The following is a 12,684-nucleotide window of genomic DNA, read 5'->3' on the forward strand; positions in this document are numbered from 1 at the left end:
ATGCAGCATCGCAGTACCCCCGCCCCGACCATCGACCCGGCCGCCCTCGGCCTGCAACTCTTCGAAGCCAGTCCCGACTGCGTCAAGCTGCTCGACGCCGAGGGCCGCATCGTCGCGATGAACCATAACGGCCAGCGCGCCATGGACATCACCGACGTCACCCGGCTGGTCGGCGACGTCTGGTCGACCCTATGGCCCGATGCCAGCCGCGCCGGCATCGACGCGGCGATCGACGCTGCGCGCAGCAGCGGCAACGGAAGCTTCCGCGGCGCCTGCCCGACGGCCGCTGGCACGCCAAAATGGTGGGACGTCACGGTCAGCGCCGTGGGCGCGCCAAGCAACGGGCTGCTGGTGATATCGCGCGACATCACGGCGCAGGTCAACGCCGACGCCGAGCGCGAACGCCTGGTGCGCCAGCTGCGCGCCGCCAACGACCGGATGGAAGACGTGTTCCGCCAGGCGCCGGCCTTCATGTGCGTGCTCACCGGCCCGGACCACGTGTTCGAGATGATCAACGAGCGCTACCTGGAGCTGGTCGGCGGTCGCAATCCGGTCGGCGTGCCGCTGCACGTGGCGCTGCCGGAAATCGCCGGACAGGGTTTCATCGAGCTGTTAGACCGGGTCTACCGCACCGGCGAGCCGTTCACCGGCACCGACGTGCCTGTCATGCTGCGGCGGCGCCCGGGCGCGCCGCTCGAGCGCCGCTTCGTCGACCAGGTCTACGTGCCGATGCGCGATGCCGAAGGCAGGGTCACCGGGATCCTGGTGCACGGCGTGGACCAGACCGAGCGCAAGCTGGCCGAGCTGGAGCTGTACGAAAGCCGCGAGCGCTTCGAGAAAATCGTCAGCCAGGCCGCCACCGGCGTGGTGCAGATGGATCCGGAAGGGCGGATCACGCTCGTCAACCAGAAATACTGCGACATGGTGGGCCGCGGCGAAGCCGAACTGCTGGGCACCAGCGTACTGGACCTCACCGCGCCCGATTCGCTGCCCGTCACGCTCGAGGCAGTGCGCCGCCTGGCCGAGGGCGAGGCGGGCGTCATCGTCGACAAGCAGTACGAGCGTCCCGACGGCTCCCTGATGCCGGCCACCAGCAGCGTCAACGCGCTGCGCGGCCCGAACGGCGAATTCCAGGGCCTGGTGGCGATCGTGGTCGACACCACCGACGCCAAGCGCGCCGCCGAAAAGCTGCGCGCCAGCGAGGAACGCTACCGCACCCTGTTCGAATCGGTCGACCAGGGCTTCTGCATCTTCGAGATGATCTACGACGAGCAGGGGCGGCCGGTCGATTACCGCTTCCTCGAGATGAACAAGATGTTCGAGTCGCACACCGGCCTGCACGATGCGATCGGCCGGACCGCGAAGGAGCTGCTGCCCACGCTCGACAGCTTCTGGTTCGAGACCTATGGCCGGGTCGCGCAAACGGGCGAGCCGGTGCGCTTCGAGAACGAGGCGCCGGCCATGGGCCGCTGGTTCGACGTCTACGCCACCCGCATCGGCGCGCCGGGCAACTACAAGGTAGCGCTGCTGTTCAGCGACATCACGACCCGCAAGCAGTCCGAAGATACCCTGCGCAAGCTGGCCGCCGACCTGGCCGAGATGAACCGCCGCAAGACCGAGTTCCTGGCCACCCTGGCGCACGAATTGCGCAATCCGCTGGCGCCGATCCGCAGCGGCTTGAGCGTCATGCGCCTGAAGGGCGACAACGCGGCCACGGTGGCGCGGGTGCGCGAGATGATGGAACGCCAGGTCAGCCACATGGTGCACCTGATCGACGATTTGCTCGACATCGCCCGCATCAGCGGCGGCAAGCTCGAACTCAAGAAGGAGCGTGCCGACCTGCGCGCCGTGCTCTCCAGCGCCATCGAGACCAGCCTGCCCCTGATCGAAAGCGGCCGGCACGCGCTGTCGGTCGAGCTGCCGGAGGCGCCGGTGATGTCCGACGTCGACGTCACCCGCATCGCGCAGGTGGTGGCCAACCTGCTCAACAACGCGGCCAAGTACACGCCGGCCGGCGGCAAGATCGGCCTGTCGATGGTGGTCGACGATTGGGAAGCGGTCATTACGGTGTCGGACAACGGCATCGGCATCCCGGAAGACGCGCTGGCCTCGGTGTTCGAGATGTTCAGCCAGATCGGCGACCATACCGACCGCTCGCAGGGCGGCCTGGGGATCGGCCTGTCGCTGGTGCGGCGGCTGGTCGACATGCATGGCGGCTGGGTATCGGCCGCCGGCAGGGGGCTGCAGGCGGGCAGCGTGTTCACGGTGCGCCTGCCGCTGGCCGCGCTCGACGAAGACGCTGCTACCGCGGGCGCCACTGCCACCGCCAATGCAGGCAGCGCCGCCGAAGGCATGAAGATCCTGGTGGTGGACGACAATGTCGACGCCGCCGTGACGCTGTCGATGATCCTGGAAGCCTGCGGCTACACGGCGCAGGTGGCCCACGACGGCGCCGCGGCAGTGGAGGTGGCGCGCAGCTTCCGCCCGCAAGTGGCCTTCCTCGACATCGGAATGCCGGGCATGGACGGCTACGACACCGCCCGGGCGATGCGCCGGGTCCCCGGCCTGGAGGGCATGACCCTGGTGGCGCTCACCGGCTGGGGCGCCGACAGCGACCGCCAGAAGTCGAACGAGGCCGGCTTCGACCATCACCTCACCAAGCCGGTGCAGCTGGGCGTGGTCCAGGAGCTGCTGGGGCAGATCGCGGCTTGAGGCGGCTTGGCCTGGCGCCCTCGCCTGTGGAAAACCTTAATCTTATCCACAGCTGCCCGCGCCGGCCGATTGGCGTGATCCGGCTTGACCCGCCTGCGCCGCCGTTTCGCGATGTGGCGTATTCTCATGCTCACGGCATTAAAGCCGGCAACGACATGCGGTGGACACCTTGAGCGAGCACACTCTTTCAGCAATCAAGCTGGGCGCGCAGCAGCTGGCGGACGTCGTTACCTTGCCCGCGCCGCGGCGCTACACGCATTTCGTGCGGCAGGTGGCCGAGAACGGCGAAGTCTGGGGGCTGTACCGCGACGGCTGGGCGCTGGCCAAGACCGATGACGGCACCCTGGTCTTTGCCATGTGGCCGGCCAGCGAGTTCGCCGACCTCTGCGCCGAATTCGAATGGGACGGCTACGAGCCGCAATCTTTCCCGCTCGACGACCTCATGACCGAGCTGCTGCCGCAGCTCGAGGAAGACGGCGTGTTGCCGGGCATTTTCTATACGCCGGGCGACCGTGGCCTGACGCCGACCATCTACATGTTGCGCGTCGACCTGGAGCGGGCGCTGAACCGCTAGCGGCTGTGCTACAGGCTGTGCAGCTCGTAGCGCACGTCGCGCCGGTCTTGCGTCTGCAAGCCTTCCACCAGGTAGGCATCCCATCCCAGGCGCCCTTCATCGCCGGCCAGCCGGATGTTATGCACTTTCGCCGCCAGCAGCACCAGCTCGACTTCGTACTCGAGGCAGAGACCCGTAAACATCGACAGCATGCTCTTTAACGCGCGCGCGGCCGGACCGCCCGGCAAAAAATTGTTGAAGCCGGCGCGGTCGAGCGGCCCCACCACCAGCCGCAGGCGCAGGTCGCGTTGCCAGACCCGGGCGCCGGCGATGGCCCCCACACCCAGCACCGCATTGTCGCTGCCCAGGATGGTCTGCTGGCTTGGGGGCACGTCGTACCAGCACCCGACGAACTGCTCGGCGACGACTTGCTGGCCAAAATATTCCGACAGCACCCGCGCCAGTTGCACGCTCGAAGCCGGGCGGTGCCGGATCGAGGCCGCGAAATAGGCCAGCGATTCATCCAGCACCGTGCCATCCTCGCTGCCCGCCAGGCGCCGTCGCAGCGACTTGTCGCCCAGTCCCGCCAGGCTCAGCAGCAGCGGCAGGAAGCTGTCCTGTCCGTCGAGCTGGTATTGCAGCGCCAGCCGGTATTTGCGCCAGGCTTGGTAGAACAGGGCCAGCGAGCGGTTCGAGAAGGTGTCCAGGAAAGCCCGCGCGCCTTCGTCCTTTTCCAGCGCCTGGTGTTCGGCGATGCGCTCGGTGTAGTGCAGGGGCAGGATGCCCTGGCCACCCAGCAGCCCCATGAACGAGGGCGTCAGGCGGATGTATTTGAGGCTGCCGTCCTGCAGGGCCGCGCCCAGGGCCGCCGCGCAGGGTGTGAGGTCGCGCGGTTCGGTTTGGATCGCTTCGACCTGGCTGGCCGGGAAACCGAGCGAGAGCGAATTCTGGAAACGCAGGAAGTTCGCCACCAGTTCCTTGCGCGGCAGGCCGCGCCGCCGCGCCCACAGTTCGAGCATGCGCACTGCCTGGAAATACTCGAAGCGGTAGGGCTCGCGGAACAGGCGGTCGATTACAGCAGGCTCAAATCGCCGCTGCGTGGCTGGCATGTCAATAAGTCTTCTCCGGTTTTGTTCGACACGATCACCAGCTGGGTAAAGCTGTTGGCATGCACATAGAGGGCGAGGAAGCGCTCGATGATCTGGGCAAACGCGTGGATGCCGCTGCCGACAAAGGCTTCTTCATCAATACTCAGGCGCACCTCGACGCCGCGCACCAGGCAGGTGAACGGATTACCGGCTAGCCAGGTGGTGGCCGGGCGCTGCGCGATCGCCTTGATGCCGCCGATCTGGCGCTGCGACGAGGGCGAGCGCGGCAGGTCGTACAGCGCCAGCATCTCGCGGAAGGCCTCGACCCCGCCATCGGCCAGCGACAGGTGGTTCAGCGCCAGGTGCGAGATCAAACGCCAGTGCGCGCCCCGGCCGCTGGCGAAGCGGTAGGAGGCCGTGGGTTTGCGCAGGAAGGCGATCGCACGCACGCTCGATCCGCCTTCGAGGAACAGGTCGCCGCCCGCTTGGCCGTAGCTTAATGAGGCGGGCAGGTCGCGGTTGGTGCAGGTGAGCTCGATGTTGAGGATATCGGTCTCCACTTCGGCCGGGTCGAAATCGATGTCGACAATCGAGACCTGGGTTTCGAAACCGGGGCTTTTATCGGCCAGCGATTCGTCGCGCCGCACCGCGTAATAATGGCCGGCGTCTTCCGGTGTCTGCGCATGCCGCAATGCATAGAAGGGGCGGAACTGCACCAGCGTTTCGCCCTGCGGCGTCTGGCGCATCAGGCTCAGCGATTCGATCGCATACACCTCGTAGGCAAAGGCGCGCCGCGCATCGGCCAGCACCGGATAGCTGGCGCTGGTATGCGTCACGCGGATCGGCTCGCCGCGCTGGCGGAACAGGTTGATCACCGGCGTGCAGCCCAGCTGGACGTTGTTGGTGGACAGGGTGCCGAGCATGCGCGCGGTGTTCGAGTCCGAGCGCAGGCCGGACAGCGCCAGGTGCAAGGTCACGCTGCGCGTCCCGGGCGGCGCGGCGGCGGCCAGCGCGGCCAGGTCGATGTCGAAAAAATTGAATTTTTCGGGAAAACAAAAATATTCGGTGAGCAGCCGGTAGGCGGCATGCGAGCGCGCCGGGAAGTCGATCAGGGCTTCGTCCTCGCCGAAGCCGGCCGGGCGCACCGGCACTGGCGCCAGCGCCGTCCAGCGCCCGCTGCTTCCTGCTTCGACATAGGCGCTTACCGTGCGCATGAACAGCGCGTCGCGCAGGGCGGCGCAAAACGAAGGCTCGCCGTCGATGAACACGCGCAGGCTGGGCAGCGCGAGCTGGGCCAGCGAGCCCTGTTCGGCGGTGCAGTCGAGGGTGAGGCTGATGCTGGACGATGCGGCCCCCGGCAGGCGCACGGCCTCGGGCGCGTCGATGATGGCGGAAAACCTGGCCCGGCTCAAGGCCACCGGCGCCACGTCGACCGGATACACGGTGCGGAAGGTACAGGCGGCGCCCCGCACCGGCCGCGTATTGAGCTGGGTGCCGCGCGCAATGGTGCTGGCGCCGCCCTGCCTGGCTGCTCCGCTCACATCCATGCGTGCGATCGAGCAAGAGGGGAAGGGGCGCAGGTAGTGCGGGTACAGCACCTCGAACAGGGCTTCGGTGAATTCGGGGTAGTCGTCGTCCAGGCGCCGCGCAATGCGCGCATTGAGCAGCGCGAAGGATTCGATCATGCGTTCGGTATGCGGGTCTTCGCAGACCTCGCCACTGATCAAGAGGCGCCCGGCAATGCGCGGATAGCGTTCGGCAAATTCGCGCAGGTTGCGGCGCAGGTAACCCAGCTCGCTTTCGTAATACGGGAGCAATTGTTCCATGCTCATGCCCCAACCGGTGCCGGACGCATTACCTTGCCGGCCTTGCAGATGCTGTATTGCAGGGTCGAGGGCGTGAGCACGGCGTCGAAGTTGACCGGTTCCTGCGACACGCTCGCCACTAGCACGGCCGTGATCGAAAAGTTCAGGCGGTTGACGGCATCGTCGCGGATCTCCAGCAGTGCGCGCACGTTGCGCAGGCGCGGCTCATGGCAGCCGATGGTTTTTTCGATGCTGGCGCAAATGGCCGCGCGGTCGGTCGGGCTCGACAGGCAGAGGTCGGCGAAGTCGTTCAGGCCATAGGTGACCATCGAGCGGCTGCATTCCGGGTAGGCCTTCAAGTCGCCGTCCGCCATGCTCGAGCGGGTGTTGAGGAGCGACTCGAGGTCGCGCGCCACCGTGTCTTTCAATTCCTCGATGGTCATGCGCGCCGCCGCGGTCTGGCCCGGCCCGCGGTTCGGCACACCGAGCAGGCGGTCGAACAACCCCGGCGTAAATCCCTTCATGGGGCTCCCCTTTCTTGTTCCCCGGTCAACCCGAGCGGCGTGTGGACGGAAAAAAACCAAACCCGATGTTGCCACGCCGCGCAGCACCAAGGTTTGATCAACTTCACATAGGCAACCCTTTCAAGTTGTTATGGTTTCCGGAGAGTTGTTCCACCAAGAGCCCTCATTGTCAGGCGCTCACCATCCGACGAAAACTTGAACGAAGGCAGAGACATGACCAGCAAGGTTCTCTGGGGCGAAGGCCTGTTATTGCGTCCACAGCACTTCCAGCGGCAAGACCACTACCACGAGCAATGCCTGCACAAGGGCATCAAGGCCGTGCACCCCTACGCCTGGGGCGTCGAGGGCCTGCAGGTCGACCGCGAGGCGCTGGCCAACAGCATGCTGCGGCTGCTTTCGCTGTCGGTGCGCTTCCAGGACGGCGAGCTGGTCGATGCGCCCGAGATCGACGCGCTGCCCGAGCCGGTGGACCTGAGCCTCTTGCAGCAGTCGCAGCAAACCGTGACCTATTACGTCGCCCTGCCCGGACTAAAACCGTTCAGCGGCAATTTCGCGCCGCCGGGGCAGGCGACCAATACGGCGCGCTTTGTCCAGGCCAACGCCGACACGCCCGACCTGTACACGCAAGCCGCGCCGGTGCAGCTGGCCTACCTGAAAAAGGCGGTGCGGCTGGTGTCCGAGTTCGAACCGCGCGATTGCTATGTCCACTTCCCGCTGCTGCGGCTGCGGCGCGCGGCCACCGGTGGCTTCGAGATCGATGACAGCTTCGTGCCGCCTTCGTTGTCCCTGGGCGCGGCGCCGGTGCTGTTCCAGGGCTTGCGCCGCCTGCTCGACGCACTGCAGGCCAAGGTCGCCGCGCTCTACGGCCACCATCGCGAGCCCAGCCGCAACGTGGTGGAATTCCGCTCCGGCGACATGTCCTCGTTCTGGCTGCTGCATACGGCCAGCTCGGCCTACGCCAGCCTGACCCACCACTTCCATCATCCCGCGCTGCATCCGGAGCGCCTGTATGAGGGCTTGCTCGACGTGGCGGGCGGCCTGATGACCTTCTCCAAGAGCTGGACGCTGGCGGATTTGCCGCCCTACCAGCATGGCGATCCGGGCCCGGCTTTTGCCAAGCTGCAGATCATCATCCGCGAGCTGCTCGATACCGTGATCTCGTCGAAGTATTTCGCGATCGCCCTCAACGAAGTGCGGCCGTCCTACCACATCGGCATGCTCGACTCGGGAAAGATCGACGAGAAGACCACCTTCTATGTCGCGGTGTCGGCCGCGATTCCCGCGGTGGAACTGGTGGACGTGGTGCCGCTGCGCTTCAAGGTCGGCGCGCCGGACGATGTCGAGAAATTCGTGCTGTCTGCGTTGCCGGGCGTGCGCCTGCAGTACGCGCCGCAATTGCCGGCCGCGGTGCCGGTGCGTCCCGAGACTTGTTATTTCATCCTCGAGGCGAAGGGACCGATGTATGAGCGCATGCTCAAGGCGCAATCGATCTCGATCTATGTCCCGGCCGGCATGAAAGAGCTGCGCCTGGAACTGCTGGCCGTCGCTGCATGAACGCGGCACTGGATGTGGCCGCCCTGGGCGTGGCGCTGGGGCTGTTCGGTACTGGGCTGAGCCAGCATGCGCGCCTGATCACGCTGGCCAGCGCCCAGGACAGCGGCCTGCCCGAATCGCTGGTGGCGGAAGGGTTCAGCGCGGTCGAGGCCGTCAACGAATTGTTCGCCTTCGACGTGGAGGCGCTCAGCACCTCGACCGACCTCGACCTGGCACTATTCATCGGCGAAGAACTCACCGTCGGCCTGCTGCAGCCCGATGGCAGCCGGCGCATGTGGCACGGGCTGTGCACGGCAGCGTCCTGGCTGGGCGCGGACGGCGGCGTGGCGCGCTACCGGCTGCGCCTGGAACCGGCGCTGGCCATGCTGGCGCTACGCCGCGACAGCTATATCTTCCAAAACAAGAACGTCCGCGGCATCGCCTGTGAATTACTCGCGGATTATCCACAGGTGCGTTTTGATTTCGAGGTGTCGCAAGACCTCGCGCCGCGCGCCGTCTGCACCCAGTACCGCGAGAGCGACCTGGATTTCCTGCTGCGCCTGCTGGCTTCGGAAGGGCTGAACTGGCGTTTCGAACACGACCAGGCCGAAGATGGTGGCGACGGCCCGCACGGCCAGGCGCGCCACAAGCTGGTGATCTTCGATAGCCGGGCGATACTACCCTCGACGCCCGGTGGCGAGGTACTGCGCTTCCATGGCGTGCGCGCAACAGAACTCGACGATGCCATCGACGGCTTTCGCGCGCGCCGCACGGTGCAGGCCAATGCCGTGTCGATCAGCAGCTGGGATCCGGCCCAACTGCTGGCGCCAGGCGCGGAGCACGAGTCCGTGCTGGATGCCGGCGATTTGCCCTTCTTGCAGGTCTATGACGGCAGTGGCGAACGCATCGTCGCCGAGCGTCAGGCTGCCGACTCGCACAGCGAACTGATGCTGCAGGCACTTGAGCTCGAGAACAAGGTATTCGAGGGAACGGGCGCCGTGCGCAGGCTCGCAGCCGGCTGCGCCTTCCAGCTGACCCGGCACGACCGTTATCCCGAGGGATCGAATGCATTCAAGGTGCTGTGGGTGCGACATGAAGCCCGCAACAATTTCCAGACCGGGATCGTTGGACTGGGTGCGGCCGCTGTCGAGAATGGAACTTACCGCAACATCTTCGCCTGCGTGCGCGAAGTGGTGCCCCTGGTGCCGCGCGCGACTGCCGCGCCGCAGCGCATCACCGCGCCCGGGCCGCAATGCGCGCTCGTTGTCGGGCTGGCGAATGACATCTCGACCACCAACCGCGACCACCAGGTGCTCGTCCAGTTCGCCTGGCAGCGCGGCGCGAGTCCCAACGCGGGCGGCATGGCGCACAACTCGGACGAGAAGGGATGCGCACCGGGCAATGAGACCTCCGGCACCTGGGTGCGCGTGGCCGAGGCGCTGGCCGGGCCCAACTGGGGCACGCTGTTCACGCCGCGCATCGGCACCGAAGTGCTGGTGGATTTTATCGAGGGCGATATCGACCGGCCGGTGATCGTGGCCCAGCTGTACAACGGCGCGGATCTGCCACCCTTCTCGGCCGGCGTGGATTCGGGCGCCAATCACGCCGGGGCTTTATCCGGTATCCACACCCGGAACTTCGATGGCAGCGGCTACAACCAGTGGCAGATCGACGACACGTCCGGGCAGGTGCGCATGCGCCTGGCCACCAGTGTCGGGGCCACGCAGTTGAACCTTGGCTACCTGATCCACCAGGAGCCGGGCACGGCGCAGCGTGGCGCCTGGCGCGGCAGCGGATTCGAGTTGCGTACCGATGCCTGGGCGGTCATCCGAGGCGGGGAGGGCGTGCTGCTGTCGACGCGTGCGCGTCCGGTTCTCGGGAGCAGCGTGAGCTCGACCCAGATGGATGTGGCGGAAGCCGTTGCGCAGTTCAAGGGCGCGCAGGAATTGACGACTGCCCTGGGGGATGCGGCGGCGGCGCAGCAGGCGCTGTTCAGCAAGGATGCGGCAAAGGCGCTGGCGGAGCTGATTGAGCAGGTCGATCCGCAGGTAAAGGGCAAGTATGACGGGCCAGTGAACGGGCAGCCCGCGTTCAAGGGCAAGCCAGGTTCGCGCGAGGTCGACTCGTCGCAGCCTGTGGAAAAGTTCGGCTCGCCCATCGTGTTGATGGACTCGGCGGCCAGCATCAACTGGGCAACGCCGGCATCGACCGTGCTGTATGCCGGAAAACACCTGCATTGGACCACGCAGTCGGATGTGCACATGACGGCGGGGCATACGTTTTCATCCGTCGCGGGTGGCGCGGCCAGCTTCTTTACGCATGCGGGCGGGATCCAGGCGATCGCGGCGAATGGGCCGGTGTCGCTGCAGGCGCATACCGATGCATTGGAGATTTTGGCGGACAAGGAAGTCGTCGTGATCTCGGTGAATGACTGCATCGAGATCAAGGCCAAGGAAAAAATCGTGCTGCAGGCGGGGGAGTCGTCGATCACGCTGGAGGGTGGGGATATTACGTTTGCGTGTCCGGGGACGTTGTCGGTGAAGGGGGGGCAGCATGTGTTTGATAAGGGGGGCCGCCAGAGTGCCAATCTGCAGAACTTGCCGAGCGAGTTAAGCGAAGAGCCGCCCAATTTCATCGCGCTTGACTACCTGGACGCAGACATCGGTAAAGGTATTCCCGATGTGGAGTACGAAATCCATTTCGACAAAGGGCCTGTCCTGACCGGGACATTGGATGGAGATGGAAAGGCGCGGCACGAAAACGTTGAGAACAAACCGGTGAAAAAGGTCGTCTACAAACCGCGCAAGCCAAAGAAAGAGAAACCGCACGACCCATTGCAAGCCTTGCTTGGGTAATGACGTTCTCGTGTCCTGTCCCGTGGAGTGATGTATGCCCGAAATTAACCCGACCCAGATGCGGAACGCGCTTGCATGGACAACCGACAAACAGCCCGTCGAAGAAGAAGTAAGTTCGAACCCCTGGGAATGGTTTTGGCAAGCGGTGCAAGGCGACTTCAACGACAACCGCTCGACTGGACAGATTGTTGTCGATGCAGCGATATCGATGATCCCACTGGTAGATCAGGTCTGTGACGTGCGCGACTTGATAGCAAACTGCAAGAAATTGCGGCAAGACGCTTCCGATACATGGGCCTGGGTCGCACTTGCCCTGACATTGATAGGCCTCATTCCGTTCTTGGGATCCTTTTTAAAAGGGGTACTTAAAGTCTTCTTCGCCTTTATTCGGCGCGCAGGGGGCGATGCGATCGCAGCCGCGGTAAATGGAGCTCTGACATGGGTTGTGACGCTGATGCGCCGACAAATCTTTCAGAAATATTTGCGCGACCATCATATTGATGAAGTTTTCAATTGGCTCGCGAAAGAGCTTAAGGACGTCAAGTCGAAAATCACGCCCGTAGAACTGCTAAAGGCTTTCGACTCGGCCATCGGCACGATGCGCCAATTAGTTGGCAAGGTGGAGCATATTTCATTAGTTGGCAAGCGCGCGTCCGATGCGCTTGAACAGGTACTGTGGGTTCGCTCGAGAGCGGCTGAAGGGATAGCGAAAGTCGATCTGACCATTGACGCTATATTCGAAAAGATAATTTTGCTGGTGGAAGGTCAAGCAGCGCTCAGCAGGAAAGCGATCGTTAACCTGGACAACGTCCACTATCGCGGTGCATTGCCGGAGGCGACTGCGGTTACCTTGATGCGTCGGCCGAATCCGTGTCCGAGTTGGCTTAACGATGACATGAATATCCGATGGCCTGCCGCAAATCCTAATCTCAATCAACAAATGGTTTCGGATGCCGTTAAAAATGGCCATCCACCCCTAAATAATACGAATATTGCGTCATTCCATAAGCTGGCTGCAGATGAAATCAAAGGACCATCCAAGCTCATTCGGATCCTATCGCCGAATAGCCGTGCAATGAGCGACTGTTGGATCAGCGAGAAAGTGTTCAACGATATACAGAATTCTCCTGATCCAAAAGCTGCTTGGAGAAAGTTTCTTGCGGTTTGGCCTGATTGGAATGTCAACGGCCAGTTCGTCGTTTACAACGTGAAGCCTGGGGAAACGCTAAAAATATGGCGGGGGCCGGCTTCCAGCCAAACGAAAGACGGTGTACCGGGCCGGCATTTAGAAGGTGGATATGAGCAGATCATCTTTAACCTCAGCAGAACGGACTCACGCAACGACACCATGCGCTACTACAAGAAGAATACGACTGGAAACAATGTTACCGAGGAGTGGATTAATCAAAAAAATTTCGACAACCTTACTGATGCCCAGAAAGCACTACATGTCGGAATTCGCGAGAAACTCAATCATCCGAATCTTAGTGGACCGTTTGAGACGGGATGGGGCTATACCGATTTCAATGGTTCAGGTCTGATGGACAAAATTGGCCTGCCGACTCTGCCAGGACAACTCACCTCGCTCAACCAATAAAACGTCAAACTTCTTGG

The 12,684-nt window shown here is 63.9% G+C and carries 8 protein-coding genes; 5 read left to right on the top strand and 3 right to left on the bottom strand.

Annotation, left to right across the window (positions count from 1 at the left end):
- Window positions 1-2,712: a PAS domain-containing hybrid sensor histidine kinase/response regulator gene (locus AC56K1_RS07985; RefSeq protein ID WP_497157310.1), complete on the top strand. Its 2,712-nt coding sequence runs from the start codon at window positions 1-3 to the stop codon at window positions 2,710-2,712.
- Between the two features lie 160 nt (window positions 2,713-2,872).
- Entirely contained in the window at window positions 2,873-3,286 is a 414-nt protein-coding gene (locus AC56K1_RS07990; protein ID WP_497157311.1) for a DUF2750 domain-containing protein, read from the top strand.
- Window positions 3,287-3,294: 8 nt separating this feature from the next.
- Here the strand turns inward: AC56K1_RS07990 and tssG are convergent, their stop codons facing one another.
- From tssG to tssE, 3 genes are read right to left on the bottom strand one after another with little or no spacing between them, the layout of a single operon-like run.
- Window positions 3,295-4,374, bottom strand: a complete 1,080-nt coding sequence (gene tssG / locus AC56K1_RS07995; RefSeq protein WP_497157312.1) for a type VI secretion system baseplate subunit TssG — start codon at window positions 4,372-4,374, stop codon at window positions 3,295-3,297.
- Window positions 4,338-6,179, bottom strand: a complete 1,842-nt coding sequence (gene tssF, locus AC56K1_RS08000) for a type VI secretion system baseplate subunit TssF (protein WP_497157313.1) — start codon at window positions 6,177-6,179, stop codon at window positions 4,338-4,340. The genes tssG and tssF overlap by 37 nt, the downstream gene beginning before the upstream one ends.
- A 2-nt stretch (window positions 6,180-6,181) precedes the next feature.
- Window positions 6,182-6,682: a type VI secretion system baseplate subunit TssE gene (tssE, locus tag AC56K1_RS08005; protein WP_497157314.1), complete on the bottom strand. Its 501-nt coding sequence runs from the start codon at window positions 6,680-6,682 to the stop codon at window positions 6,182-6,184.
- A 213-nt stretch (window positions 6,683-6,895) separates the two neighbouring features.
- Here tssE and tssK point away from each other — a divergent pair, with 213 nt between their 5' ends.
- From tssK to AC56K1_RS08020, 3 genes are read left to right on the top strand one after another with little or no spacing between them, the layout of a single operon-like run.
- Window positions 6,896-8,236, top strand: coding sequence for a type VI secretion system baseplate subunit TssK (gene tssK / locus AC56K1_RS08010; RefSeq protein ID WP_497157315.1), 1,341 nt, complete (start codon window positions 6,896-6,898; stop codon window positions 8,234-8,236).
- A complete protein-coding gene (locus tag AC56K1_RS08015) occupies window positions 8,233-11,070 on the top strand; it encodes a type VI secretion system Vgr family protein (RefSeq protein ID WP_497157316.1) in 2,838 nt (945 codons plus the stop codon). Before tssK ends, AC56K1_RS08015 begins: the two co-directional genes overlap by 4 nt.
- Before the next feature lie 34 nt (window positions 11,071-11,104).
- Window positions 11,105-12,667: a hypothetical protein gene (locus AC56K1_RS08020; RefSeq protein WP_497157317.1), complete on the top strand. Its 1,563-nt coding sequence runs from the start codon at window positions 11,105-11,107 to the stop codon at window positions 12,665-12,667.
- Window positions 12,668-12,684: the final 17 nt, after the last annotated feature.

This window comes from Telluria sp. ZB4P37, assembly GCF_059685855.1.

What these genes read in the sequence shown, in the direction of transcription:
- tssK (WP_497157315.1), top strand. Translation starts at nt 6,896, where the DNA reads ATGACCAGCAAGGTTCTCTGGGGCGAAGGCCTGTTATTGCGTCCACAG.
- tssE (WP_497157314.1), bottom strand. Translation starts at nt 6,682, where the DNA reads ATGAAGGGATTTACGCCGGGGTTGTTCGACCGCCTGCTCGGTGTGCCG.
- AC56K1_RS08015 (WP_497157316.1), top strand. Translation starts at nt 8,233, where the DNA reads ATGAACGCGGCACTGGATGTGGCCGCCCTGGGCGTGGCGCTGGGGCTG.
- tssG (WP_497157312.1), bottom strand. Translation starts at nt 4,374, where the DNA reads ATGCCAGCCACGCAGCGGCGATTTGAGCCTGCTGTAATCGACCGCCTG.
- AC56K1_RS08020 (WP_497157317.1), top strand. Translation starts at nt 11,105, where the DNA reads ATGCCCGAAATTAACCCGACCCAGATGCGGAACGCGCTTGCATGGACA.
- AC56K1_RS07985 (WP_497157310.1), top strand. Translation starts at nt 1, where the DNA reads ATGCAGCATCGCAGTACCCCCGCCCCGACCATCGACCCGGCCGCCCTC.
- tssF (WP_497157313.1), bottom strand. Translation starts at nt 6,179, where the DNA reads ATGGAACAATTGCTCCCGTATTACGAAAGCGAGCTGGGTTACCTGCGC.